Annotated in this window: 25 protein-coding genes; 16 read left to right on the forward strand and 9 right to left on the reverse strand. The window is 68.2% G+C overall.

All coding sequences use genetic code 11. From position 1 onward, the window contains the following. Positions 1-62 precede the first annotated feature (62 nt). The 3 genes from ACL03I_RS29920 to ACL03I_RS29930 all read left to right on the forward strand — a co-directional run bounded on the left by ACL03I_RS29920 (position 63) and on the right by ACL03I_RS29930 (position 3,081). Positions 63-1,211 carry an ATP-binding protein gene (locus ACL03I_RS29920; RefSeq protein WP_355079324.1) on the forward strand — a complete coding sequence of 383 codons (1,149 nt, stop codon included), beginning with the start codon at positions 63-65 and terminating at the stop codon, positions 1,209-1,211. Then, positions 1,208-1,888, forward strand: a complete 681-nt coding sequence (locus ACL03I_RS29925) for a response regulator (protein ID WP_412807521.1) — start codon at positions 1,208-1,210, stop codon at positions 1,886-1,888. The genes ACL03I_RS29920 and ACL03I_RS29925 overlap by 4 nt, the downstream gene beginning before the upstream one ends. Before the next feature lie 155 nt (positions 1,889-2,043). Then, on the forward strand, positions 2,044-3,081 hold the full coding sequence (locus ACL03I_RS29930; protein WP_412807522.1) for an NAD(P)-dependent alcohol dehydrogenase: 1,038 nt from the start codon (positions 2,044-2,046) through the stop codon (positions 3,079-3,081). Positions 3,082-3,188: 107 nt separating this feature from the next. On the opposite strand, the gene ACL03I_RS29935 is transcribed toward ACL03I_RS29930, so the two are convergent. The 3 genes from ACL03I_RS29935 to ACL03I_RS29945 are packed head-to-tail and all read right to left on the reverse strand — an operon-like array spanning position 3,189 to position 6,907. Beyond that, a complete protein-coding gene (locus ACL03I_RS29935; protein WP_356968431.1) occupies positions 3,189-3,989 on the reverse strand; it encodes a crotonase/enoyl-CoA hydratase family protein in 801 nt (266 codons plus the stop codon). Next, positions 3,982-6,132, reverse strand: a complete 2,151-nt coding sequence (locus tag ACL03I_RS29940) for an acetate--CoA ligase family protein (protein WP_412807523.1) — start codon at positions 6,130-6,132, stop codon at positions 3,982-3,984. Before ACL03I_RS29940 ends, ACL03I_RS29935 begins: the two co-directional genes overlap by 8 nt. A gap of 1 nt (position 6,133) precedes the next feature. Then, entirely contained in the window at positions 6,134-6,907 is a 774-nt protein-coding gene (locus tag ACL03I_RS29945; protein WP_412807524.1) for an enoyl-CoA hydratase/isomerase family protein, read from the reverse strand. A 157-nt stretch (positions 6,908-7,064) separates the two neighbouring features. Between ACL03I_RS29945 and ACL03I_RS29950 the strand changes: the two genes are divergently transcribed. Then, positions 7,065-8,459, forward strand: coding sequence for an amino acid permease (locus ACL03I_RS29950; protein ID WP_412807525.1), 1,395 nt, complete (start codon positions 7,065-7,067; stop codon positions 8,457-8,459). A gap of 17 nt (positions 8,460-8,476) precedes the next feature. Here the strand turns inward: ACL03I_RS29950 and ACL03I_RS29955 are convergent, their stop codons facing one another. Continuing rightward, entirely contained in the window at positions 8,477-9,376 is a 900-nt protein-coding gene (locus ACL03I_RS29955; RefSeq protein WP_364435466.1) for a MurR/RpiR family transcriptional regulator, read from the reverse strand. Between the two features lie 277 nt (positions 9,377-9,653). Here ACL03I_RS29955 and ACL03I_RS29960 point away from each other — a divergent pair, with 277 nt between their 5' ends. Continuing rightward, the gene (locus ACL03I_RS29960; RefSeq protein WP_412807526.1) at positions 9,654-10,067 is read left to right on the forward strand and encodes a nuclear transport factor 2 family protein; all 414 of its coding nucleotides are present in this window, start codon (positions 9,654-9,656) and stop codon (positions 10,065-10,067) included. A gap of 59 nt (positions 10,068-10,126) precedes the next feature. Here the strand turns inward: ACL03I_RS29960 and ACL03I_RS29965 are convergent, their stop codons facing one another. Next, positions 10,127-10,885, reverse strand: coding sequence for a dienelactone hydrolase family protein (locus ACL03I_RS29965; RefSeq protein ID WP_412807527.1), 759 nt, complete (start codon positions 10,883-10,885; stop codon positions 10,127-10,129). A 354-nt stretch (positions 10,886-11,239) separates the two neighbouring features. On the opposite strand from ACL03I_RS29965, the gene ACL03I_RS29970 reads away from it, so the two are divergent. Further along, the gene (locus tag ACL03I_RS29970) at positions 11,240-12,346 is read left to right on the forward strand and encodes a class II histone deacetylase (protein WP_397079943.1); all 1,107 of its coding nucleotides are present in this window, start codon (positions 11,240-11,242) and stop codon (positions 12,344-12,346) included. Between the two features lie 147 nt (positions 12,347-12,493). On the opposite strand, the gene ACL03I_RS29975 is transcribed toward ACL03I_RS29970, so the two are convergent. Together ACL03I_RS29975 and ACL03I_RS29980 are read right to left on the reverse strand one after the other, a co-directional pair. Further along, on the reverse strand, positions 12,494-12,769 hold the full coding sequence (locus ACL03I_RS29975; protein WP_412807528.1) for a hypothetical protein: 276 nt from the start codon (positions 12,767-12,769) through the stop codon (positions 12,494-12,496). A 170-nt stretch (positions 12,770-12,939) separates the two neighbouring features. Further along, positions 12,940-13,755, reverse strand: a complete 816-nt coding sequence (locus tag ACL03I_RS29980; RefSeq protein WP_412807529.1) for a class I SAM-dependent methyltransferase — start codon at positions 13,753-13,755, stop codon at positions 12,940-12,942. 88 nt (positions 13,756-13,843) lie between these two features. Here ACL03I_RS29980 and ACL03I_RS29985 point away from each other — a divergent pair, with 88 nt between their 5' ends. Continuing rightward, entirely contained in the window at positions 13,844-14,263 is a 420-nt protein-coding gene (locus ACL03I_RS29985; RefSeq protein WP_412807530.1) for a YrdB family protein, read from the forward strand. A 180-nt stretch (positions 14,264-14,443) separates the two neighbouring features. Here the strand turns inward: ACL03I_RS29985 and ACL03I_RS29990 are convergent, their stop codons facing one another. Beyond that, the gene (locus tag ACL03I_RS29990; protein WP_412807531.1) at positions 14,444-14,929 is read right to left on the reverse strand and encodes a MarR family winged helix-turn-helix transcriptional regulator; all 486 of its coding nucleotides are present in this window, start codon (positions 14,927-14,929) and stop codon (positions 14,444-14,446) included. Positions 14,930-15,038: 109 nt separating this feature from the next. On the opposite strand from ACL03I_RS29990, the gene ACL03I_RS29995 reads away from it, so the two are divergent. Then, complete coding sequence (locus ACL03I_RS29995) at positions 15,039-16,643, forward strand: FAD-dependent monooxygenase (protein WP_412807532.1); 1,605 nt, start codon at positions 15,039-15,041, stop codon at positions 16,641-16,643. A 62-nt stretch (positions 16,644-16,705) separates the two neighbouring features. Continuing rightward, the gene (locus ACL03I_RS30000) at positions 16,706-17,551 is read left to right on the forward strand and encodes a helix-turn-helix domain-containing protein (protein ID WP_412807533.1); all 846 of its coding nucleotides are present in this window, start codon (positions 16,706-16,708) and stop codon (positions 17,549-17,551) included. A 70-nt stretch (positions 17,552-17,621) separates the two neighbouring features. Here ACL03I_RS30000 and ACL03I_RS30005 read toward each other — a convergent pair whose 3' ends face one another. Further along, on the reverse strand, positions 17,622-18,560 hold the full coding sequence (locus ACL03I_RS30005) for an SDR family NAD(P)-dependent oxidoreductase (protein WP_364435439.1): 939 nt from the start codon (positions 18,558-18,560) through the stop codon (positions 17,622-17,624). A gap of 90 nt (positions 18,561-18,650) precedes the next feature. On the opposite strand from ACL03I_RS30005, the gene ACL03I_RS30010 reads away from it, so the two are divergent. From ACL03I_RS30010 to ACL03I_RS30040, 7 genes are all read left to right on the forward strand, one after another. After that, positions 18,651-19,217 (forward strand): TetR/AcrR family transcriptional regulator, encoded by a 567-nt coding sequence (locus ACL03I_RS30010; protein WP_364435437.1) that lies wholly within the window; start codon positions 18,651-18,653, stop codon positions 19,215-19,217. A 28-nt stretch (positions 19,218-19,245) separates the two neighbouring features. After that, a complete protein-coding gene (locus ACL03I_RS30015; RefSeq protein WP_412807534.1) occupies positions 19,246-19,527 on the forward strand; it encodes a hypothetical protein in 282 nt (93 codons plus the stop codon). A gap of 659 nt (positions 19,528-20,186) precedes the next feature. Then, on the forward strand, positions 20,187-20,831 hold the full coding sequence (locus ACL03I_RS30020; RefSeq protein ID WP_355079357.1) for an ABC transporter permease: 645 nt from the start codon (positions 20,187-20,189) through the stop codon (positions 20,829-20,831). Beyond that, positions 20,828-22,111, forward strand: coding sequence for an ATP-binding cassette domain-containing protein (locus tag ACL03I_RS30025; RefSeq protein WP_412807535.1), 1,284 nt, complete (start codon positions 20,828-20,830; stop codon positions 22,109-22,111). Before ACL03I_RS30020 ends, ACL03I_RS30025 begins: the two co-directional genes overlap by 4 nt. Beyond that, positions 22,108-22,845, forward strand: a complete 738-nt coding sequence (locus tag ACL03I_RS30030) for an ABC transporter permease (protein WP_412807536.1) — start codon at positions 22,108-22,110, stop codon at positions 22,843-22,845. The genes ACL03I_RS30025 and ACL03I_RS30030 overlap by 4 nt, the downstream gene beginning before the upstream one ends. Continuing rightward, on the forward strand, positions 22,842-23,828 hold the full coding sequence (locus ACL03I_RS30035; protein ID WP_355079363.1) for a glycine betaine ABC transporter substrate-binding protein: 987 nt from the start codon (positions 22,842-22,844) through the stop codon (positions 23,826-23,828). The genes ACL03I_RS30030 and ACL03I_RS30035 overlap by 4 nt, the downstream gene beginning before the upstream one ends. 69 nt (positions 23,829-23,897) lie before the next feature. Continuing rightward, positions 23,898-24,344, forward strand: coding sequence for a nitroreductase/quinone reductase family protein (locus tag ACL03I_RS30040; protein WP_412807537.1), 447 nt, complete (start codon positions 23,898-23,900; stop codon positions 24,342-24,344). Positions 24,345-24,444: the final 100 nt, after the last annotated feature.

A 24,444-nucleotide genomic window follows, 5' to 3' on the forward strand; every position in this document is an offset into this window, starting at 1 on the left:
CCTTACGCCGAGTGGAAGCACCCGCCGTTCCGTTCCAGGGGTCCGAGCGCGATCATTGAGGCGTGCACGACCTGATCCGCTCGGTGTGGCACGAGCCGCACGCCCCCGACGCTCCACCTCGATCATGGCGGGATCGGGCGCTCGTGGGAACGTTCATCGCGCTCGCGGTTCTCGAAGGTTCGCTTCGACAAGACATCTCGCACCGGTTCGTGTGGATCGCGGTCGCGGTCGCGATCATGCCCACGCTGTTGTGGCGCCGGAGCCGACCACTGGCGATGGTCGGCATCGCCTTCGTCGGCTCGACCTCGGCGACGGTGCTGCTGGGTGGCGATCAGTCGGACATCGCCGCCATGGGGGCGACGCTGCTGCTGCCGTACGCGTTGTACCGGTGGGGGTCCGGGCGCGACATCGTGATCGGATCGGCGATCGTCTTCCCCAGCGCGGGCATCGCGATGCTGACCGGCGGCCTCCCCGCCGCCGATGCGGCCGGAGCGTTCATCGTGCTGTTCGCGGCCGTCGCGCTGGGCTTGGCATTCCGGTACCGGGCACGGGCGAAGGCTCGGGAACTCGATCAGGTCAAGCTGGTCGAACGTGAACGACTGGCCCGCGATCTGCACGACACCGTCGCGCATCATGTGTCGGCCATGGCGATTCGCGCCCAAGCCGGTCTGGCGATCGCGGAGTCCACGCCCGGCGCCGCCGTCGACGCGCTGCGCCTGATCGAGGCCGAAGCCGCGCGCACGCTCGCCGAGATGCGCGCCATCGTGCGTGTGCTCCGGCGAGACCAGCCGATCGATGATGGGGACCGCTCGCCCAATCCCGGCATCACCGATCTGGAACAGCTCGCCGGTTCCACCGGCAACGGTCCTTCCGTGGAGGTGGAGATCAGTGGTGATGTCACCGATCTGCCCGCGACGGTCGGCACCGCGATCTACCGCTTGGCCCAGGAGTCGATCACCAACGCGGTGCGTCACGCCCGGCACGCCACCCGCATCGAAGTGCGTGTCACCAGCGACGACACAGCCGTCCGACTGCTCGTCCGTGACGACGGCGACGGCGGTCCCGCACGCCCGGCCGGATCTCCGGGTTACGGGCTGGTCGGCATGGCCGAGCGCGCCGACCTGCTCGGCGGCACCTGCGCGGCGGGCCCGAACTCCGACCGCGGGTGGACCGTGACGGCGGTGCTGCCCCGGCAGGGTGCGGCGACATGACCGTAGGCGAGCCGATGACGCCGGATCTGCGGGTGGTCGTCGCCGACGACCAGGAGATCGTCCGCACCGGGCTGGTGATGATCCTCGACGCCCAACCGGGTATCGAAGTCGTCGGCGCGGCCGCGGACGGGGCGCAGGCCGTCCGGCTCGCTCGCGATCTGCGCCCAGATGTGTGCTTGTTCGATATCCGCATGCCGGGCGTCGACGGCATCGAGGCCACCCGCCTGCTCGCCGGGCCTGCCGTCGACGACCCTCTCGCCGTGGTCGTCATCACCACCTTCGACCTCGACGAGTACGTTTACGCGGCGCTGCGTGCCGGCGCACGCGGTTTCTTGTTGAAAGAGGCCGGACCCGCGATGCTCGCGCAGGCCGTCCATGCCGCCGCACGAGGCGACGCGCTCATCGCCCCGAGTATCACCGCGCGTCTGCTCACCGCCTTCGCAGGCACCGGACGCGCCGCATCGCCTGCCCGGCCCGCCATGGAACTCACCGAGCGCGAAGAGCAGGTACTGGCCACTGTGGCCCGGGGGCGAACCAACAACGAGATAGCCGCGGAGCTGCACATCAGCCTCAGCACGGTCAAGACCCACATCGCGAGCCTCATGGCCAAACTCGGCGCGCGCAACCGGGTGGAACTCGTCATCTGGGCGTACGAGACCGACCGCGTCGGGCGCTGACCGGAGCACCTCGGCCGAAAGTATCAGCGGACCACGTTCTATCGGCCGACTCGGATCGAACCGCTCGTCCGATGTGGTCCGTCGGCTGGTTCGCCAGGATGGACGCACCACCGACGCCGCTCGCGGCCCGGCGTGACCATTCGAGGGAGAAAACCATGTCGGCATCGACGAACGCGACCACGCCCGAACGCGACGCCACGATGAAGGCGATCGTCCAACGCGGTTACGGTGCACCGGAACAGGTACTCGCACCGGACGACATCGCCCGCCCCGCTCCCTCCGACGACGAGGTCCTGGTCCGCATGCGCGCCACCAGCGTGAACACCCCGGACTGGCTCGCGGTGACCGGTGTGCCGTACCTCCTGCGACTGGGGTTCGGACTCCGCCGGCCTGCGACACCGGTGCGCGGAAGTGACATCGCGGGAACCGTGGAGGCCGTCGGAAAGAACGTGACCGGCTTCCGCCCCGGCGACGAGGTATTCGGTTCGCTGTGGGGCAACAGCGCGAAATCGCTGGCAGGCACGTTCGCCGAATTCACGGTGGTACCGGCGTCCCAGCTGATCGGCAAACCCGCCGAACTGTCGTTCGCGGAGGCCGCGGCATCGGTCATGTCGGGCATCACGGCGCTGCTGGCAATGCGCGACGTGGGCCGGGCCGGGCCGGGGAAACGGGTCCTGATCAACGGCGCGTCGGGCGGTGTCGGAACGCTCGCGGTGCAGATCGCCAAGACGCTCGGCGCTCAGGTCACCGGCGTGTGCAGTACCCGCAACGTCGAGTTCGTGCAGTCGTTGGGCGCCGACCACATCATCGACTACACCCGGGAGGACTACACCCGTGGCACACAACGCTACGACGTGATCCTCGACAACGTGTTGAACCATCCGCCCGCCGCGACAGCCGAGCTGCTGACACCCACCGGAATACTCATCCCCAACAGCATCGGCAGCGCCAGAGGACTTTTCGGGAGCCTGCCGAGGATCGCCCGAGCGAAGATGATGGGTTGGGGTTCGACCGACGTCCGCACCGTCACCTGCCTCCCCGGCCAAGACAATTTGAACGATCTCGCCGCGCTCTTGGTGTCCGGCGACGTCAAGGTGATCATCGAGAGGGCCTATCCCCTCGGCGAAGCCGCGCACGCGGTCGCCCACATGCTCGGACACCACGCCAGAGGCAAGATCGTCATCACCGATTAGCTTGCCCGGCGACCGCGGTCCAGCCTTCGCCGCACCTGTATCGGAGAGGCCTGGTTGGTTGAACCGCGCTGTCGGCGGAGTGGCTTGTGCGCCACCGGGGAAGTTGCTCAGCCACCCGTGAACTCGGGTGGTCTGCGCTCCAGCACGGCCGCGACGGCCTCGCGATGGTCTTCGGTGTGATGCGCGGCGGCCTGCATGGCCGCCGACAGCTCGAGCAGGCTTTCCAAGGTCTGGTGTGTTCCTTCGCGCAGCAGCCGCTTGGTCATTCGCAGCACATGCGGCGGATTGGCGCACACGCGGGCAGCGAGCCGGTGGGCCGCGTCCAAGAGTGCGCCGGGCTCCACCACCTCCGAGACCAACCCCCAGTCGAGTGCGGTGTGCGCGTCGATCGGCTCACCGGTGAACGCCATTTCGCAGGCCCTGGCCATGCCGATCGCCCTGGGCAGCAGCCAGGCTCCGCCGTCGCCGGGGACCAGGCCGATCTTCACGAAGCTCTCGGCGAACACGGCGGTGGCAACGGCGATCCGCAGGTCGCACAGCAAGGCCAGGTCGCAACCCGCGCCGATGGCCGGGCCGTTGACGGCGGCGATGGTGGGTATCTCGCAGTGATACAGCGCTCTCGGGATGCGCTGAATCCCGTGACGGTATTCCTGACGTAGCCGCGCCGGTGTGCCGCCGAACATTCCGGCCCGGTCGCGCATGTGCTTGACGTTGCCGCCGGAGGAGAACGCCGAGCCCGCACCGGTGAGGATGGCCGCCCGGAGGCTATGGTCCCGGTTGGCCGCCGCCACCGCGTCCTCGAGGGCGCTGATGGTGTCCGCTTCGGAGATCGGATTGCGGGCTCGCGGGTTGTTCAAGGTCCAGACGACCACGTCGCCGGTCCGGTCGATCAGGATCGGGTCACTCATCGCGACCTCCGGACGCCGACTTGGACAGGACGATTCGCACATCCACCAGCGTGAGGTCGTGCCCGGACGCGATCACCGGATTGAGATCGAGTTCGGCTATCTCCGGGTGCGCGGCGACGAAATCCCCGATGCGCACGAGGAATCGCGCGAGCCCGTCACGATCGACCGCGGGCAGGTGCCGGTAGCCGTCGAGCATGCGGGAGGCGATGGTCTCCTCGATCATCTCGTGAGCTTCCGATTCGGTGAGGGGGACGGCTCGGAACGCGACATCCCGGACCGCCTCGACCAGCACCCCACCGGAGCCGAAAGCCAGCACCGGCCCGAAGATCGGATCCCGGGTCGCGCCGACGAGCAACTCCACACCAGCGTCGGCCATGGGGGTCACGATCATTCCGTCGATCCTGGCGTCGGGCACCTTCGCGGTCACCGCGTCGACAATGGAGTCGGCGTTCTCGGTCGCGGTGGAGGCCACCACTCCCAGCCGGACGCCACCGACGTCCGACTTGTGGATCACCTGTGCTGAGACGACTTTCAGTGCACACGGTCGCCGGTACGCGGCGACTGCTGCAGCCACCGCATCCACGTCGCGCGCGAAGGTCCACATGCCGACCTCCACTCCCGTGTCGGCCAGCACCCGCCGCGCGGTCGGCTCGTCGAGGATCCCCGAACCCGGGATGGGCGGGGCGGGCGGCGGCAGTGTCAGCGGGGAGCGCCGGGCGCGTTCGGCGATCAGGCGGCCGCGCCGGTGCAGAGCCGCCGCCGCTCGCACGGCGTGCTCGATCGAGCCGAGCACCGGTACGCCGCCGGCGCGCAGCCGGTCGTGATTGGCGATATCGAGACCGGCGTAGCAGCTCTGGATCACCAAGGGCACCTTGTATTCGGCCGAAAGCGCGAGCAGGACGCCCGCCGTCGCGTCTTCGCTGTCGCGCAATCCCGCGTCGAAACGCAGGTGGTAGCCACCGAACAGCCCGATGATCAGCACGAGGCCCACCGCGGGATCGCGCATGAGGATCTCGGCGGCTTCGGCGAAGACCATCGGGTCGGTATCGGTGGCGCCGGCCACATCGACGGGGCCCGAGACCGCGGCCGCCGCGCCGAGCACTTTCCGCAATTGTTGCCGGGTGTGCTCCGCGAGCCGCGCGGATTCGATCCCGTGCGCGGCCAGGCCGTCCGCCGCCAGCGCGGCGTGTCCACCGCCGTCGCTGAGAATCGCGACCGTGCGCCCCGGGGTGATCGGAGCACACACGGCGAGGGCTCCCGCGACGACCGCGAGTTCGTCGGAGCGATCGACCAGTTCCACCCCGGCTTGGCGCAGGACGGCGGTCGCCACCGCGTCCGAGCCCGCTATCGAGCCGGTATGCGAGGCCGCGGCGCGCCGGCCCTCCTCCGAGCGGCCGCCGCGCAGCAGGACGACGGGCGTGTCCGGCACGGTCCGAGCGGCCGCCACCAGGAACGACCGCCCGTCGGCGAATCCCTCGGAATGGACCGCCACGACACCGGTTTCCGGATGACGGGCAAGTTCGACCAGGCATTCGTCGTAACGGACGTCGGCTTGGTTGCCCAACCCCACGTACGCGTGAAAGCCGGGACCTCTGAGGACGTTGTTGTCGTTCACCAGCGACAACAGCATGTTCCCGCTCTGCGTGATGACGCTGATCGGTCCGCGCGGAACACCCTGCAGCCCCACCAGATTCGCACCCGAAGTGAGGTTGAGCAGGCCGGAGGTGTTGGGACCGATGACGCGAATGCCGGTCTCGTCGATCGCGGCTGCCAGCTCGGCGGCGAGATCGGCGCCGTCCACGCCGATCTCACCGAAGCCGTTGGCGAGCACCACTGCTCCGGCGATGCCCGCGGTCGCGCATTCACGCAACACGCCGGGCACGGCTGCGGCGGGCAGGGCGATCAGCGCGACATCGGCGCCGGGAGGAACCTGATCGAGCGATGCGCAGACATCCAGGCCGAGTATTTGCCCGGCATTGGGATTGACCGGATAGACAGGGTTTTCGTAACCGGCCTCTCGCAGAGCGCGAATGGCCTGGTGACCACGCTTCGCCGGGTCGGAAGACGCACCGACCACCACGACGGAGCGCGGATCCAAGAGACGTTCGAGCGCGGTGCGGACCGAGGCGTCGAGTGTGGGCACGTCACTTCCCTTCGAACACAGGGGTGCGGCGTTCGGCGAACGCCGCGACGCCCTCGGCCCAGTCCCTGGTCGCCATCAACTCCAGGATCTGGCGCGGCTCACCGGCGAGCGCGACTTCCAGGGGATCGTCACGGCGCAGCGCGGCCTTCATCCGCGCCAGCGACAACGGCGCTTTCCCCGCCAATGCGTCGGCGAGTCCGCGCGCAGTATCGAGAAGGACGTCACCGGGCACCGACGCGTAGGCCAATCCCCACTCGAATGCTTGTGTGCCGGTGCAGCGCTCGCCGAGGACGAGCAGATCGGTGGCGCGGCGCAGACCGACCAAACGCGGTAACCGATGGGTGACTCCGCCGCCGACGAACGTCCCGATGCTCACCTCGGGGAAACCGAGCTGCGCGTCCTCGGCCATCACGAGGAAGTCCGCGCTCACCGCCATTTCGGCGCCTGCGCCCAGCGCGTATCCGCCGACGGCGGCGACGACCGGCGTGTCCATTCGCTGGATCTGCTCGCACGCACGCTGGGCGAGATCGAGGTAGTGCGCTTGCTCGGTGGGCGTGCGGGAGCCGGCGTGGTGCGCCTTCAGGTCGGCGCCGGCACAGAACGCGCGGCCCGCACCGTGCAGCACCACGCAGCGCACCGCCGGATCTGAATCGGCGACCACCAGATGGCCGATCAACGCTTCGTAGAGCTCTTCGTTGACCGCGTTGAGCCGTTCCGGACGGTTCAACGTCAGCGTCGCTGTCGGACCGGACCTGCTCACCAGCACCATGGACATTCGCTCATCTCCTCCTGCTCGGGTCGACGTCACACTATGCCATAACAGTTGCATTCCCATCTCTGAATGCAAATCGATTTGCACGCACGGGGACGCGGGTGTTGCATGACCGACCATCAGTTACCCGGGTCACAGCCCACGGTCCTTGGGAGGCATCGTGCCCACCTCAATTCCCCCTACGCGAAATCTCCAGCACACCATCACCACTCGTCAGCTCACGATGATCGGGATCGGCGGCGTCATCGGCGCCGGGTTGTTCGTCGGCAGCGGCACCGCGATCGCGGCCGCCGGACCCGGCATCGTCCTGGCCTATCTGCTCACCGGCCTGGTCGTGATCCTGGTGATGCGCATGCTGGCCGAACTGGCCACGGCGCGCCCGGAGACCGGTTCGTTCTCGAGTTACGCCTCACGCGAACTCGGGCCATGGGCCGGACTGTCGGTCGGCTGGGTGTACAGCTACCACTGGTCGGTGACGGTCGCTTTCGAGGCCGTCGCCGGTGGCGCGATCGCCAACCAGCTGGCGCCCGCGGTGCCCGCCTGGGCGTTCGCCCTGCTCTTCCTGAGCGCCCTGACCGGAGTGAACTTGGCCGCGGTGAGCTCGTTTGCGCGTTTCGAGTTCTGGTTCGCCTTGATCAAGGTCGCCGCGATCGTCGTCTTCATCGGCGTCGGCATCGCGGCGATCTGCGGCGCGTTCGCCCACTACACCGCACCGGGCACGACGAACCTGCTGGGACGAGGCGGGTGGCTGCCCAACGGATTCACTCCCCTGCTGGCCGCGTCGCTGACGGTCTTCTTCTCCTACTTCGGCACCGAATTGGTCACCATCGCCGCCGGTGAGGCCGACGATCCGGTCAACGCCGTGCGGGCGAGCATGCGCAGCGTCGCCGGGCGCATCCTCGTCTTCTACGTGGGCTCGATCCTGGTCGTCGTGACCTTGTTGCCGTGGGACAGCGCCGAGATCACCGAAAGTCCGTACACCGCGGTCCTGAATCTGCTGGGGATTCCCGGCGCCAGGACCATCATGAACCTGATCGTGCTCACCGCGGTGCTGTCGTGCCTGAACTCGGGGCTCTACTCCGCGTCGCGCATGCTGTTCGCGCTGGCCCAACGCGGAGAGGGGCCGCGACCGCTGGGCCGCGTCACCCGCTCCGGTGTGCCGACGGCCGGGGTTCTCGCCGCCGCGAGCGCCGGATTCCTGGCCGTGGCCGCGAACTACTTCCTGCCCACCGGAGCGGTTTTCAGCTTCCTGCTCAGCTCGTCCGGCGCCGTCGCGGTGGTGGTCTACCTGTGCATCTGCGCCACGTATATCGCCGGCCGACGCAACCGCGCCGCCGTGGAATCCGCCGCGCCGGCCGTACGGATGTGGGGGGCTCCCTATCTGCCGTACCTGGTCTTGGTCACTCTGCTGGGCATCGTGGTGGGGATGGTGTTCGGTTCCGATACCCGAACGCCGCTGGCGCTCACCCTGGTGGTCACGACCCTGGCCGTCGCCGCGGGCCTGCTGCACCAACGTCGCACCGACCGGGTCGCGGCGATGACGCCGGTGAAATAGCCACCGGCAGAGCAGGATCAGACGCCGTCGGCGGCGTATACGCCGAATTCGCCCAGCAGTCTCTCCTCCTCCAACAAGGTCTCGCGGACCTCACGGCCGAGGAGGTGCGCCACCGCGCCGGACAACGCCTGGACGATCGACGTGAAGGCGGTGATCGAGCGCAGCACGCTCGCGCTCGACGCCTCGACGTAGAAGGTCTCGTGCGCCGCCGCCGCCAGCGGCGAGGCCGGGGTGTCGGTCAGGGCCACGACGTGGGCGCCACGCTGGCGGGCCCACCGCGCCGCACGGACCGTGTCGGAGCTGTAGCGATGGATCGATATCGCCACGAAGCAATCCCCCGCGCGAACACGCCGCAGTTCGTCGGTCAGCGACCCCCTGGTCCCCGTCACGGTCGCCACGTCCTCACGCAACAGACCGAGCAGGTAGCCCAGCAGATAAGCAGGCGCGTGGCACTTGCGCAGGCCCATCACGTGGACGCGGGGCGCGCGCGCCAGCTGGGCGGCCACCGCGTCCCAAGTGGTGTCCGCGATGCCCGCGAAGGAACGCGCGATGTTCGCCTGGTCCAACACCACCTGGCTCTCCCGCAGGCCCGCACCCTGCGCCACCAAGTGTTCGAGATTCTCGAAACGGCGCAGCAACTGCGCCCGCTCCTGCAGCCGCTCCTGACACAGGCGGGCCAAGCCGGGATATCCCTTCAGCCCGAGGCCATTCGCGAACCGCACCACCGTCGCCTCGTTGACGCCGACCGCGCTCGCCAGATCGGACACGGTCATGAACGCCACCGCCTCCGGGTCGGACAGCACGCGCTCGGCCAGCTTCTTGTGCGAGGCCGACAGCGAATCCCATCTGGCGCGGATCTCGGTGACCAGATCGTCGAATGTCGCCGGACCCGTCGCCGACTCCGCACTCGCGCCCACCGCGCCTCCTCCACCACTTCGACCACCACGGATTCTTTCCCAATCTATCCGACCGAGCCGAGCGGCCCCCCGGGGTCGGCCCTCGATCCGGGGCGCAGGAAATCGGTCCCGCTGGAGCGCACATCCCGTCCCCACCGCCCGGCTCGCACCGGATTTCGCGGCATTGTCGCGTTCGCCGTCTGATGCACACCACGAACGCGACTTCATTGGTGATGCCAATCAAAGGTAGGTATAGTTGGCACCGCCAATGTTAGTGGCGCCAACGAAAGGGGCTCTCATGTCCACGAATACCCTGATCGCCGATCGGATCGAGATCGCCGATCTGTTCGCGCGCCTGGCGCGCCTGCTCGACGAGAAGCGATGGGAGGACGCGGCCACCGTCTTCGCCGACGATGTGGCGATCCACTCGCCCCGCAACGGCGACCTCCAGGGCATCGACAACCTGGTCGGCCTCATGCGACAAGCCGAGGTCGCGGAGGAGCACACCCAGCACGTGACCACCGACCTGTTGGTGGACGTCCACGGCGACCAGGCTGCCGCCTCGGCGAACTCGCTCGTGTACTTCTTCCGTGAAGGCCGAGCACCCCATCGAAGGAGCGGCCTGCGCATGGCCTGCACCGTCGTACGGACGCAGGCGGGCTGGCGACTCAGGGAGTCGCGGACCACACTTGCCTGGATGCACGAGGAGTGATCTCTCCCCACCCCGCCGGCTCGGCCCGGCGGGCTCCGGATCGTTACCGCGTAACCGGATCAGGACGCGGTCAGCTCGGCGGCGAAGAGCTCGCGCACCCGCTGCCAGGAATCCTCGGCGGCTTGCTTGTCATACACCTCACGGCCGGGGAAGAAGAAGGCGTGCCGAGCCTCGGGATACACCACCACGTCGTGCCGGACATCCGCCGCCGACAACGCCGCACCGATCCGCTCCCGCTGATCGGCATCGATGATGTGATCCTGCCCGCCGAAGAACAGCGCCAGCCGAGCGGTGATACCAGGCGTCGCCACCGACAGCGGATCCGGAACGCTCAACGCCATACCCGAGTCGGGCACCCATCCCGGGTAGTAGATGGCGGCGGCGCGCAGCGGCAGCCGGGTCGCCGCGAAATAGGTGACGTGGCCACCGAGGCTGAAGCCCAGCATGCCGACCCGGTCACCGGCCCCGGCATGCTCGCGGGCATGGTCGGCGGCGGCGCGCAGGTCCGCCTCGACACCGTCGCGGGTCAATCGGCCCAGCAGTTCGAACGCGCGGGCCCGGTTGGCATCGCTCTCCTCGAACCCGGCAGAGGTCTCGGGACCGCTGCGGTGGTACAGATTCGGCGCGATCGCCACATATCCCAGGGCGGCGACATCGCGCACGACGGCCCGGACCTCATCGGTCAACCCCCACAACTCGGCTCCGACCAGGACGAGCGGGTAGTCGCCCGCCCCCTCCGGCCGGGCGAGATAAGCCGCCATGGGTGTCGCGTCATCCTGGGGGATTTCGATCTGCTCGGCCGTGATCTCGTATGTCACGAGGCCACTCTAACCGCTTCGGATCTCCACCGCGCCAGAGGAAATCGCGCACCGGCTCTCCGGAATCACGGGCACTGCGCCAGGACGCCCAGCGGACCGCACCCGGGCGGCGGATCCGGCCCGACGTCCTCGGCTGCGCCGGGATCGTCGGCGACCGCCTACCCGATGTGTAGCGGCTCCCGCCCCGGACCGCGAGGGCCCCGACTCGAGCGGCGAGGGTTCGCGCCGCACACCGTCACAGGTGGCAAGTCGTCCGGTTGCGGCGAGGTCGCTGCTGGGCCTGCGAACACCCGCTGAGGCGGGGTGATACCCAGGTGGACGGCGTGGCGGTCCGCCGACCGCGAGGAGTGCACGATGACAACCGGATACGTGTGGAACACCCTCTACGGGTGGGCCGACACCGGCAGCGGCAGTTTGTTCCCGTCCGACGTCACGGTCGGTCTCCAGCCGATCGGCCACCACCTCGCGCATCCCGACACCAAACGACGCTTCCACGAATTGGTCTCGGTGTCCGGACTGCTGGACGAGTTGCACTCGATCAAGGCGGAACCGGCCGACGAGGCCGACATCTTGCGGGTGCACACCACGCAACATCTGGAGCGCATCAAGACCGAGAGTCTGCAGCCGAAGGGCGGGGATGCCGGCGACGGCGTCTCGTCCTTCGGCAAGGGCGGATACGAGATCGCCGCGCTTTCGGCGGGCGGTGCGATCGCACTCGTGAAACATGTGCTGGCCGGGACGGTCGACCATGGTTACGCGCTGGTCAATCCGCCTGGGCACCACGCTACCCGCGCTACCGGCATGGGCTTCTGCGTCTTCAACAACATCTCCATCGCCGCCGCCTACGCGAAAGACGTACTCGGCGTGCGACGCGTCGCCGTCGTCGACTGGGACGTCCACCACGGCAACGGCACGCAGGACATCTGGTATGAGGATCCGTCGGTCCTGACCATCTCGATCCACCAGCATCTGTGTTTCCCACCGGATTCCGGCTACCGGGAGGAGCGCGGCACGGGCGACGGACACGGCTACGCGATCAACGTGCCGCTCCCGCCGGGTAGTGGAGACGCCGCGTATCTCCATGCGATCGACCGAGTCGTCGAACCCGCGCTGCACGCCTTCGCGCCCGAGCTGATCATCGTCGCGTCCGGTTTCGACGCGAGCATCCTCGATCCGCTGGCTCGGCAGATGGTCACCAGCGGCGGCTTCCGGCACCTGACCCGCCGGATGCTGGACATCGCCGCCGCGACCTCCGCGGGCCGGATCGCCTTCGTGCAAGAAGGCGGCTACAGCCCGCACTATGTTCCGTTCTGCGGGCTGGCGGTGCTCCGCGAACTGCTGGGCGAACCGTTCGTGGACGACCCGTACACACCGATCGTCACAACGCAAGGCGGCGACGTCCTCCTCGACCACGAGGCGGCCGCGATCGAAGCGGCCGCCGCCTTGGTCGCCGATCTCTGACCCCAGTCGGCCCATGGCGACACCTGCTGTCCGGCGCAGATTCAGAACGGCTCGGCGGGACGCGGTTTCGCCGAACCGCCGCACCGGGATTCGCTGGACAATCGCTACCGGTGACGACGACAACTGCGCCTCCGCTGGAGACATCGTTCAGTTCGCGGCGAACGCTTCGCCACGAGTCCACTTCAGCAGGGTCGGATTGTCCACGGTGGTGATGACGCTGACCTCGTGCCCGGCATCGAGCGCCTGGCCGGTGAGCAGACGGCCGGTGGGACCATTGGCTCCGAACACTGTGATACGCAGTTCCTTCCCGAGCACGACACGCACTGACAATCGGTTCGGAGGGCCGTGCACAGCCGAGTGACGCCTATCGCCCGTGCCCGAAAGGGCTTCGGTCACGGCCACGGCGACGATCTCGACCGTCACGACCAACCGAGCGACCACAAGACGCCGGTGACGGCGCCCGCGTGACAGGTACGGACGCGTGACATGTGTCACCTGAAGGGGCGACACCGGTTGGACCAGGTCCAGCGCCTGGCGCATCGGTCGGTCTCGGCTCGGAGTCACCTATGCCGAGGAGGCGAGGACGCTCGGGTTCACACCGTGCCGGCGTGCACCAGGTGCGGCACCGAATTCGCCGGCCGAGCGGCGGCTCCGACGCCATACGCGCTCAACAACTCTGTCGCAGTACGGTCTTCGATCCGTGTGAAGCCGAAGGACAGCAACGCATCGCGGATCTCCTCCGCGGTGAAGAAGCTGAGCCACGGCTCACCGACCGCGGCGACGCGATCCGCGCGTGCCTGCCTGTCGTCGGCCGCGACGTCATGCGGCGCCGAGGAGGGCGGGTACAGATAGTCGAAGACCACCTCCGCGGCGGCGCCGTGACCGGCGATGTAGCGCAGTGTGTCATCGATCGATGCCCTGGTCAGGTACATGACAACACCCAGCCAGACGAACAACGCGTCGCTGCTGCGGTCCAGACCGGCCGCGGCCAATCCGGCGGCGAGCGTGGACTCCTCGAAGTCGATCGGGGCGAACGTCAGCGATGGCGGGACGGCGATTTCGGCCTCGGCAAGCCTGCGCCGCTTCCATTGCTGGGTGTCGGGATGATCGACCTCGAAGAATCGCACGTTCTCGTGGGTATTGCGGTAGGCGCTGGTGTCCAGCCCCGCACCGAGGACGACTACTTGGTTCGTCCCCCGGGCCACCGCGGCCGCCACCACGTCATCGGCGAAGCGGCTGCGCGCCGCGATGAACAAGCGCCGTCGACGAGCCAGATCCTGGTCGATCCCTCGCTCGAATTCGCTGGCGCCTATGGCTGCTTCGCCGACGATCCGCACAGCCAGCGGATCCGTGAACACCCGCGGCTCGTCGGCGATTTGATGGTGGGCCCTCGCTCGCGCTACGGCCATGGCGGTTCTACTCGGTTCCCCGACCTGCATGCCGCCACCCTACCGATCGGACCGGATCACCCACACACCAGACGGTGACCGTCGCCGCTTGACGCACCACCACCTAGATGAGAGCATTGCTCTCAAGAAAGAGCGGTTATCACTGGAGGTAGTTGTGCTCGGCGCGGTCAAAGCGGCCAATCTCGGCCTGATGTTCTTGTTGGAGTTGAGCGTGCTGGGGAGCGCCGGATATTGGGGTTTCACCGTGAATGCGCAGTGGCCGATCAAGATCGTGGCGGGCATCGGCGCACCCCTGCTGCTCGCGGTGCTGTGGGGACTGTTCGCCGCAGGCGGCGGAACCAATGCCACATACCCTTTACACGGTTTCGCTCGAATGCTGTTCGAATCGGCCTGGTTCGGCACCGGCGCATTGGCGCTGTACGGCGCCGCGTCACTCACCCCGGCCGCGATCCTGTTCGTCTGCTACCTCGTCAACGGCGTGCTGCGCCTGGCATGGAACCAGGGGTGACGCGGCACCGACGCAGCTCCACGCCGAGAAGCCCGCCGAAGACCAGTTCCCCGCGGAGAACGGCGATTCGAATTCCCGTCCCATTCCGCGCTCCCGGTCGCGCGGCCCGCAGTCGGGCGCGCCGTCCACGATGGTTCACCGATCCCGGCCGCCACTGGTGAGTAATGCCGCGCCGCAACACTATTCGATGAGAGGGTCCTCGACGACGGTGTCCAGGTGCGTCGACAGGTCGTCGACCAGGCGACCGAGCAGGCGAACGAGGTCGCGCTGATCGGACGCCGACCATCCCGACAGGGCCTGGTCGAACCATCCGTCGATGACTCGCAGATAACGGCCGATCAGCTTCTCCCCGGCCGGAGTGAGGGTAATCAATCGGGCGCGTTGGTCGTCCGGGTCCGGGACACGCTGCACCAAGTGGCGCCGTTCGAGACCGTTGAGCTGGCGCGTGACGTGCGGCCCGGCCACCTGCATCCGGACCGCTATCTCCCCTACCCGCAACGGTCGTCCGGCGGATTCCAGGATCACGAGTATTGTGACCGCGGGCCGCTCCAGGGTGATTCCGGCTGCCGCCGTGGCTGTTTCGAACAACTGCCCACGACCCAGCGTGTTGCTCAGCTGCGTCATGCGCGGCAGCAGCCCCTTCAGCGCGTCGTTGTCGCCGCTCATTTCCCACCTTGTTCAGATACCTAAGTTAGGTATATAGTACTCGGCATCCCACCCCTCGACAGCGACGACGTGCGGTCGAAAAATAGATACCTAAGGTAGGTAGATGAAAATGCAGACATCAACGGACATCCTGATCGTCGGCGCGGGCCCGACCGGTCTGGCCCTCGCGATCGACCTGGCCCGCCGAGGCGTCGGTTACCGCATCGTCGACCGCGCCGCCGGACCCAGCACGGCGTCGCGCGCCAAGACGATCCAGCCCCGGGCCTTGGAGGTCGCCGACGACCTCGGCGTGATCGATCGAGTGTTGGAGCTGGGGCGGGTGCATGTGCCGACCCGGCACTACGACCGTGACCGCGTGATCTCCGAGGCCGTGGAGGCCGCGCTGGGCGTACGCGATCCAGGGGTGCCGTACCCGCCGGTGTGGTTGTCACAGCCGCTGTTCGAGCAGATCTTGCGCGATCGGCTCGCCGAACTCGGCGGCCGGGTCGAGTGGGGAGCCGAGGTGACGGCCGTCGCGCAGACAGCTGACGCCGTGGAGGTGACCGTGTCCACGACCACCGGTGATCGGCGAATGCGCGCCCTCTACGTCGTCGGTTGCGACGGTGGGCGCAGCGTGGTCCGGGAGCGGATCGGCGCCACCCTCGCCGGGGTGTCCTATGGCGACCACCGCTGGTGGCTCGGCGATGTGCGGATCGAGGGCTTGGACAATCGCTGCCAGCACGTGTGGATGAGCCCCGAGCACGGGATCCTCTCGCTGTTCCCGCTGCCCAGCACCGATGTCTGGCAATTCCAGGCGTCCATTCCCGCCGATGACCCCGATCCTGCCGCGCCGACGCTCGACCTGTTCCGGCGCCTGTTCGCCGAGCATTCCGGACTGGGAGAGGTCCGCATCGAGGATGCCGGTTGGTTGTCGCTCTACCGGATCAATGTCTGCCTGGCCGACCGTTACCGGGTCGGGCGGGTCTTCCTCGCCGGGGATGCCGCGCATATCCACTCCCCCGCCGGTGGGCAGGGCATGAACACCGGCATCCAGGACGCCTACAACCTCGGCTGGAAACTCGCCGCCGTTCTCGATGGGGCCGATGAAAGCCTGTTGGACACTTATGAACTCGAACGCCGCGCGGTCGCGCGGGCCGTCCTCGACGACAGCACCGACCGTATGCACGCACTCATGCGCTCCGCGGGCAACGGCGACGGAGCCTCGGCCGTCCGCAGGCTCACCGACGATTTCACCACCGGGCTCACCGTCGCCTACCCCGACAGTCCGCTCACCGGCCCCGGCCCGAGGACCGGCCGCGTTCGCGCCGGTGACCGCGCTCCCGACGCCGTCGGTATCGAGGCCTCGTCCGGTCGCGAAGTCCGGGTGTTCGATCTGCTGCGCGGTCCCCATTGGACCCTGCTCACCTTCGACCAGGGCAACGCTCCCGACCGGACCGAAGCCCGCGGCACCGCAGCGACGCGAACGATCCGGATCACCACCGACACAGCCGCTACCGGGGCCGACACTCTGATCGATGGAGACGGCAGTGTCCACCGCAACTACGAGATCACCGGTGACACCGCGGTACTCATTCGTCCCGACGGCTACATCGCAGCCGTGTTCCGCGACGAACCCACGGTCGCGGGACGGCGGCACCGCTCGGCCGACATCGGAGAGGACGTGCGGCCGGGCGTGGAGAACCAGGACTCGACGCGATCGGCATATGGGGGATGACAGAGCAAACCCGTCCTGAGCGGCCCGCTCCCATCGCGGGTCGAGGCGGTTAGCCTGAGCGGGTGGGACCGATCGGGCTCGAGCATGACACCGGGTGGGATTTTCGCCGTTCGTCCGGTGACGCGCCGCTGGGCGGCACGGCGATGATCGGGTATCGCGCTCATGGGGCCGGCGGGTTGGACCTCCGAGTCACCGCGCTACCGGCGGTCACGGTGCTGATCGAGTTCGGGGAGAACGAACTGATCGTCGACAGCACCGCGGGCCGGCAGGCACTCAGCGGCTTCGTCTCCGGGTTTCCGCACGGGACGATGCGGGTGCGCACCGAGCGGGCCGAATGCATCGAGGCGCGCTTGTCGCCGCCGCAGTTCTATTCGTTGTCGACTATCGATCCGGTCGATCTGGGCCGCACGGTCGTCGGCTTGGACGATCTGTGGGGTCGCGGGGCGCTGTTGCTGCGTGAGCGGCTCGCCGGTGCCGCGACATGGGAGGAGCGTTTCGCGCTGACGAATTCGTTTCTGCGGCAGTGCGCCGACCCGACCCGGACCCCGGACCCGGAAGTCGTCGCCAGTTGGCGACGCATCGTCGCGAGCCGAGGGCAGGTCTCGGTCGGCGAACTCGCCGGATCCTGCGGATGGAGCCGCAAACGGCTGTGGTCCAGGTTCGAAGCCCAGATCGGACTGACCCCGAAGCGGGCCGCGATGCTGGTCCGGTTCCGGCACGCGGTCGAAGGCCTGCTGACGGGCCTTCCTGCCGCCGACGTCGCGGCGACCTGCGGCTACACCGACCAGTCCCACCTCTGCCGGGACGTGTCGAGCTTCGCGGACATCACGCCGGGTGCGCTGACGGCGGAGCCGCTCACCGCCATCTCGAAACACCGCTACCGAGTGTGGGGAACATTCTTCCGGTGAACGTCTTCAGCTCTCGCTACCCTGTCGCCACGCGCGCGGGGCAGGGCTCCGAGAGCTGAAGACGTGCCCGTCAAGCGACCAGCATCTCGCTCGACACCTGCCACAGCCGGGCCGCGGCATCGGGGTCGAGCGCGTACTCGGCGACTCCGTTGCGTGCGCTGAGAACGCCGATCTCGGCTTCGTTGCAGTCCTCGAAGTAACGCCCCCCGACACCGGCGAGCAAGGGCGACGCCGCGACCAGAACCGAGGTGGCCGCACCCTGCTGCGGCGTCTTCCACATCATCCGCGCCCCACCCGCGGCCGCGCGGAGCCGTTCGAGTTCCTCGTCGGACACGTGGCGTTGCAGGTTGGTGCGGATCCCGCCGGGCATCAGCGCGTTGACCGTGATGCCGTCCGCGGCCCACTGCCGGGTCGCTTCCACGGCGAACAGCACGTTGGCCGTCTTGGACTGGCCGTAGGCCGACCACGGATCGTAGGGCCTGCGTTCGAAGTGGATGTCGTCGAACACGACCGGTGAACGGTGATGCGCGCTCGAACTCACCGAAACGACGCGCGCGGCGCCCGCCGCGGCCAGCGCTGGACGCAGGCCGGTGGCCAGCGCGAAGTGACCGAGGTGGTTGGTCGCGAACTGCATTTCCCAGCCCTGCGGCGTGCGCGTCAGCGGCGAGGCCATCACGCCCGCGTTGTTGATCAGCATGTGCAGCGGCCCTTCCCAACCGGCCACGAACGCCGCGACGGACGCTTGATCGGCGAGATCGAGCGCGGCGACGCGCACCCGGTCGTTACCGGTGGTGCCGAGGATGTCGGCCGCCGTGCGCTCGCCGGCCGCGAGATCGCGGACGGCGAGGGTCACCTCGGCCCCGGCGCCGGCCAGTGCCCGTGCGGTCTCGACACCGATCCCGGAGGCGCCGCCGGTGACGATGGCGCGCCGCCCGGCGAGGTCGATGCCTGCTAGCACCTCCGCCGCGGTCGATTCGGCGGTGAACGGGGTGGTGATGCGATCGGTCATGACGTGTCCCATCTCGGTAGACTCGAACCGGAGGAGGCTCCGGTACTCACAATAACCGGAGGACCCTCCACTTTGTTCCTGGGAGGATTGATGACGAACGCACGCCCGCTGCGCGCCGACGCGCAACGCAACCGAGACCGGCTGCTCGAGGTCGCCACGCGCGCGTTCTCCCACGACGGACCGGACGTCACGCTCGAAGCCATCGCCAAGGAAGCGGGCGTCGGCATCGGCACGCTCTACCGTCACTTCCCCACCCGCGAGGCCCTCGTCGACGCCGCCTACCGCAGCGAACTCGCCCGGCTGTGCGACTCGGCCGACGACCTGTCGGCCGCACTTCCACCGGACCGGGCGTTGCGCACCTGGATGGACCGCTTCGTCGACTACACGACCACCAAGCGTGGGATGGGCGACGCCCTGCGCGCCGTCATCGCCTCCGGCGGCAATCCGTTCTCCGAAAGCCGCGACCGTCTGACCGCCGCAGTCGCCACCCTGCTGCGAGCCGGAGCGTCGGCCGGAACGCTCCGGGCGGACGTCGAACCCGAAGACATACTCGTCGGCCTCAGCGGCATATCGCTCGCCACCGAGAGCCCGGAACGCCGGGAACAGGCCGGGCGGCTGCTCGACCTGTTCGTCGACGGATTACGTTCCAGCACTTGAGTTCCCGGCATTTCACCGACCTCGCACCGTGCGCAGATCCCGGGCCGCGACGGTGTGTGCGGTACCTCAGCACCGTCTCGCCGAGCATCGCGACGGCCGCGCCAGCGGCAACGAGCTCTCGATACTGGTGAGCGTCACGATCAACGCGCCGACCCACAGCACCGCGGCGACGACCGCGAGCGGGCGGATCCGGTCGGCGAAATGCCCGGAATCCGGTGCACCGGCGGCAGCGCCGAAAATCGCACCCCGCGCGGCGTGGTCACGGTGGCCGCGAGCGCTGCACCGCGTGCTCGGTGTGGATTTCCGCTGAACGAGCCGGTGGGCCCGACTCCGCCGCGCGTCGTCGACATCATCTGGCCGCCAACCCGTCCCATGTCCGGGCGCTCGCCGAGCCCTCGCCGATGCGGCCGGGCGCGATTCGATCCGAGCGGGCCCTTCGCGCCGGCGGGTGCCGACAGACCTATTGGGACAGGCGGAGGGCCGATTCCGCGCATTCGACTCCCGACGGGAACGATCGCGTCGCCCATTTCGATCCGGCTGACTGTAATGCTGGCCGCACCGGGGTGGGCGTGGTTTCCTCTGACCCGATCATCCGGTTCGAGCGAAAGGCCCTGGTATGTCCGCCGATCACACAGCCGGCATCGCATCCGCTCCGCAGGTGGTCGGGTCAGGCGGTCACGTCGGCGCGCCGAGCACCGTGATGGCGGGCAATGCCGGGCTCCACTCGACGGTCGGCCTCGTCGCACAGGCGGCATAACCCGTTCTCGTGACCAGAGGACTCGTGCCCACAGAACTCCTGTCCGGCAAAGAATCGGTTACGGTCGAAAAGGAGCGCGAATTCGGCCGTGCGGCGATTCGCTTTCCGCGCGCCGCCGGAAATCGAACCCGCAGTGTCCACGACTTTTCGCCGGCTCGCGCGGCTGTACACGGACAGGTACCGACCGGTCTTCGGCTGACGATGGGAATCCCGTGAATTTATGGAGCTATATCCGGGGGCGGGGCGAAGTCCTGGCGTTCCTGACCTATCAACACGCCTCCCTGGCGTTCCAAACCGTGCTGGTCGGAACCGTGGTCGCCGTCCTCATCGCGGTGGCGGTCTATCGGCTGCCGCTGCTGTCCGCGCTCTCGCTGACCACCAGCCGCGTCGCGCTGACGATTCCTTCGCTGGCACTGCTGGCGATCCTGCTGGTCCCGTTCGGGCTGGGGGTGGTCCCGTCGTTCGTGATGCTGGCGTTCTTCGCGGCGTTGCCGGTGGTCGGCAACGCGATCGTGGGGTTGCGGTCGGTGCCGGCCTCGGTCGTCGAATCCGCCCGTGGGATCGGCTTCTCGCGCCGGCGCATTCTGCTGACCGTCGAATTGCCGATCGCCTGGCCGGTGATTCTCACCGGTATCAGGGTGTCCACCCAGATGATCGTCGGGGTCGCCGCCATCGTGGCCTACGTCCTCGGACCGGGCCTCGGATCGCTGATCTTCAACGGACTCTCCCGCCTCGGCGGCGCGAACTCCCTGGAGATGGCGCTCACCGGAACCATCCTCATCGTCATCATCGCGCTGGTGTTCGACGCACTCCTCGTCCTGCTCGGACGCCTCACGATCGCAAAGGGACTGTCATGACCGACGATGTGACCACCGGGCCCGCTCCCGCGCCGACGCGACGCGCGGTGACCGGCGCGTCCATCACACTGGACTCGGTCGTCAAGCGCTACAAAGGCCAGGACAAGCCTGCGGTGCGGCGCCTCGACCTCGAGATCGAGGCGGGAGACATCGTCGCGTTCGTCGGCCCGTCCGGGTGCGGCAAGACGACCACTTTGAAGATGATCAACCGCTTGATCGAGCCGACCGAGGGCCGCATCTTCATCGGCGGCCGCGATGTCACCAGGGAGGACCCGGACAAGCTCCGGCAATCGATCGGATACGTCATCCAGTCCGGTGGCCTGTTCCCGCACTGGACCGTCGCCAAGAACGTCGGCGCCATCCCCCGGGTGCTCGGGTGGGACAAGAAGCGGATCGCCGAACGCACCGAGTACCTGCTCGATCTGGTCGGTCTGGATCCCGCCACCTTCGCCGACCGGCTGCCGAAGGACATGTCCGGCGGACAGCAGCAGCGGGTCGGCGTAGCGCGTGCGCTCGCCGCCGATCCGCCGGTGCTGCTCATGGACGAGCCGTTCGGCGCGGTCGATCCGATCACCCGGGTTCGCCTGCAGGACAGCTTGATCGCGATCCAGCAGGAACTCGGCAAGACCATCGTGATCGTCACCCACGACTTCGAAGAGGCCACCAAGCTCGGCGACAAGGTGCTCATCCTGTCCGAAGGCGGCCAGGTCGAGCAGTACGCGAGCCCGGAGGAGATCCTCACCGATCCGGCCACACCGTTCGTGGAGGAGTTCGTCGGGTCCGGCGCGAAGCTGGCCTATCTGACCGTGTCGCGGGTGCGCGACGTCGCCTACGACGACGTGATCACCGCGCGGATCGGCGAGTCGGCGCAGGGCGTGATCGACCGCGCCGAGGCCGCCGGACAGACCTGGGTCGTCGTCGTCGACGAGGCCGGGCGGCCCCGGTCGTGGCCTTCGCTCACCGAACTGGCGACCAAACCGGAGGTCTCCGACTACCTGGATCGGCGGTTGCCCGTGGTCGCACGATCCTCGACGCTCAACGACGCGCTCGACGCCATGCTCGCCACCAGCCAAGGCGCCGCCCTGGTCACCGACGGCCGCGGCGCGGTCCTCGGCTCGCTCAGCATCGACACGGTCACCGACGTGATCCGGACCAAACTCGCCGAAGGCCGCGCCGACGCGGAGGACCTCTCCTACGTCACATACGTCGACGGAACCGATCCGGCGCCCACGCCGGTGGTCGCCGCCGACGAGGAACCCGGATCGGACGAGCCGTCATGAGCCGTCTGCGCCGCCTGCCGATCGACGTGTGGTTCGAACCGATCGTCATCCTCGTCATCGCTGTCGGATATGTCCTCTGGTACCGGTCGACGACATTCACCGCGACCGAGCAGGCGTCCCTCGGCTGGGACAACCTGCAGACCACGATCGTCCAGCACATCGAGCTGACCGTAGTGGCCACGGTGATCGTGGTGGTCGTCGCGATTCCGCTCGGCATCGCGCTGACCCGCCCGGCGCTGCGGCGGCTCGAGCCCATCGCGGTCAATATCGCCAATATCGGCCAGGCCGCGCCCGCGGTCGGGCTGCTCGTGCTGTTCACCTTCTGGCTGGGCACGGGATTCCGCACGGCGATCGTCGGTCTCGTCGTGTACGCGGTGCTGCCCATCCTGCAGAACACGATCGTCGGGCTCCGGCAAGTCGATCAGCGCACCATCGAGGCGTCCCGCGGCATCGGCTATTCCGCCGCGCGCACGCTGTTGCAGGTCGAACTGCCGCTCGCGGTCCCGGTGATTCTGAACGGGGTGCGCACGGCGTTGGTGATCCTCGTGGGCACCGCGACGTTGAGCACGTTCATCGGCGCGACCAGCCTCGGCACGCTGATCACCACCGGCGTCACCCTCTTCCTGCCCAAACTGCTGCTCTCCGGCGCGATTCTGGTCGGACTCCTGGCGTTGATCATCGACTGGCTCGGCCGACTGGTGGAACTGGCCGCGACCCCACGAGGTATCTCATGAGGTCGCCACGAGCCCGGCTGGTCGCCCTGCTCTGCGCACTCGTCGTATCGGCGGCGGCGCTCGCCGGGTGCGGTCTGGTGAGCTCCTCGGGAACCTTCCACGACGCGCGCCTGCCCGGCGGTGACCGGCCGCTGGACGGCGCCGAGCTGGTCGTCACCTCCAAGAGCTTCACCGAGGGCGTGCTGCTGGGCAAGATCACCGCGACCTACCTGGCCGCGGCGGGCGCGAAGGTCACCGACCTGACCGGGGCGCCGGGCTCGGCCTCGTCCCGGCAGGCTCAGCTGGGCGGCGACGCCGATGTGCTCTGGGAGTACACCGGCACCGGCTGGGTCAACTACCACAACCGGACCGAGACGATCTCCGACCCGACCGAACTCTGGCAGCGCGTGCACGACATCGAGAAGCGCGACCACGATCTGGAGTGGCTGCCGCCGGCGAACTTCAACGACACGTACGCCTTCGGCGCGTCGACCCCGACCGCCGAACGCCTGCGCGTGAAGTCGCTGTCCGACGTGGCCGCGCTCCCCGTGCCCGACCGTACGTTCTGCGTCGACGACGAATTCTTCAGCCGCTCCGACGGTTTCATTCCGATGCTGCAGAAATACGGTATCCCCTACAACGATCCGAACGGTGTCCCCTCCGGCAACGTCACGCGGATGGACGCCGGTGTCGTCTACACGGCCACGGCCAAGAGCGCCCCATGCAATTTCGGCATGATCTACACCACCGACGGCCGGGTCAAGAACCTGAACCTGGTAGTCCTCGATGACGACCGGAAGTTCTTCCTGCCCTACAGCGGCACCGCAGTCGTGCGCGGCGCGATCATCGATCGGTACCCGCAATTGCGCGCGCTGCTCGCAACCATCTCCGAGCACCTCACCGACGAGCTGATGCAGGATCTCAACGGCCGGGTCGACATCGACGGCGAAGACCCCGCCGACGTCGCCTACGACTGGCTGAAGAGCGCGAGGCTGGTCGAGTAGGGCCGGCACGATTTCGGCCGCCGCGACATGCCCGGAATGGACCTCGCCCTTCGGACAGTTGCCATGCACATGACCGAGTTCGACAAGGACAGACTGGCTTCCGACACCGACGCGCTGGACGGCTTCAACCGCGGCATCGTGGAAGAGTTCCGCGCCAACGGCGGCGAGGTCGGCGGCTTACCGGGCGGCAGACTACTGCTGCTCCACACGACGGGCGCGAAGTCGGGCGCGCCCCGGCTGTCACCGCTGGCGTATGTGACCGTCGACGGGCGGATGCTGGTCGTCGGCTCCTACCTCGGCTCGCCCAAGGATCCGGCGTGGGTGCACAACCTGCGTGCCGACGCGCGTGCCCGAGTCGAGGTCGGCACCGATGCCTACGCCGTGATCGCTCGTGAGTTGCCGCGCGACGAACGCGACCGGTATTTCGAGCGAGTCGTCGAGCTGGCACCCGTTCTCGCGGAGTACCAGGCGAAGACCGAACGCGTCATTCCGCTGTTCGAACTCACCCGCGTCTGACCCCCTCCACCTACAACCTATAGCGCACCCGGGGGCTTGCGGCAAGACCCGGGTGGTGCCGCAGAATCGCTGGCTGCGGCGTTACTGCTCGATGTGATCA

Source organism: Nocardia sichangensis, from assembly GCF_047200615.1.
GTDB lineage: Bacteria > Actinomycetota > Actinomycetes > Mycobacteriales > Mycobacteriaceae > Nocardia > Nocardia sichangensis.

Bases quoted from the DNA above. Each gene is read 5' to 3' on its own strand.
- ACL03I_RS30030 (WP_412807536.1), top strand. From the start codon at position 22,108: ATGAGCCGTCTGCGCCGCCTGCCGATCGACGTGTGGTTCGAACCGATC.
- ACL03I_RS30040 (WP_412807537.1), top strand. From the start codon at position 23,898: ATGACCGAGTTCGACAAGGACAGACTGGCTTCCGACACCGACGCGCTG.
- ACL03I_RS29990 (WP_412807531.1), bottom strand. From the start codon at position 14,929: ATGAGCGGCGACAACGACGCGCTGAAGGGGCTGCTGCCGCGCATGACG.
- ACL03I_RS29930 (WP_412807522.1), top strand. From the start codon at position 2,044: ATGTCGGCATCGACGAACGCGACCACGCCCGAACGCGACGCCACGATG.
- ACL03I_RS30010 (WP_364435437.1), top strand. From the start codon at position 18,651: ATGACGAACGCACGCCCGCTGCGCGCCGACGCGCAACGCAACCGAGAC.
- ACL03I_RS30035 (WP_355079363.1), top strand. From the start codon at position 22,842: ATGAGGTCGCCACGAGCCCGGCTGGTCGCCCTGCTCTGCGCACTCGTC.
- ACL03I_RS29970 (WP_397079943.1), top strand. From the start codon at position 11,240: ATGACAACCGGATACGTGTGGAACACCCTCTACGGGTGGGCCGACACC.
- ACL03I_RS29995 (WP_412807532.1), top strand. From the start codon at position 15,039: ATGCAGACATCAACGGACATCCTGATCGTCGGCGCGGGCCCGACCGGT.
- ACL03I_RS30005 (WP_364435439.1), bottom strand. From the start codon at position 18,560: ATGACCGATCGCATCACCACCCCGTTCACCGCCGAATCGACCGCGGCG.
- ACL03I_RS29980 (WP_412807529.1), bottom strand. From the start codon at position 13,755: ATGGCCGTAGCGCGAGCGAGGGCCCACCATCAAATCGCCGACGAGCCG.
- ACL03I_RS29925 (WP_412807521.1), top strand. From the start codon at position 1,208: ATGACCGTAGGCGAGCCGATGACGCCGGATCTGCGGGTGGTCGTCGCC.
- ACL03I_RS30025 (WP_412807535.1), top strand. From the start codon at position 20,828: ATGACCGACGATGTGACCACCGGGCCCGCTCCCGCGCCGACGCGACGC.
- ACL03I_RS29960 (WP_412807526.1), top strand. From the start codon at position 9,654: ATGTCCACGAATACCCTGATCGCCGATCGGATCGAGATCGCCGATCTG.
- ACL03I_RS29945 (WP_412807524.1), bottom strand. From the start codon at position 6,907: ATGTCCATGGTGCTGGTGAGCAGGTCCGGTCCGACAGCGACGCTGACG.
- ACL03I_RS29935 (WP_356968431.1), bottom strand. From the start codon at position 3,989: ATGAGTGACCCGATCCTGATCGACCGGACCGGCGACGTGGTCGTCTGG.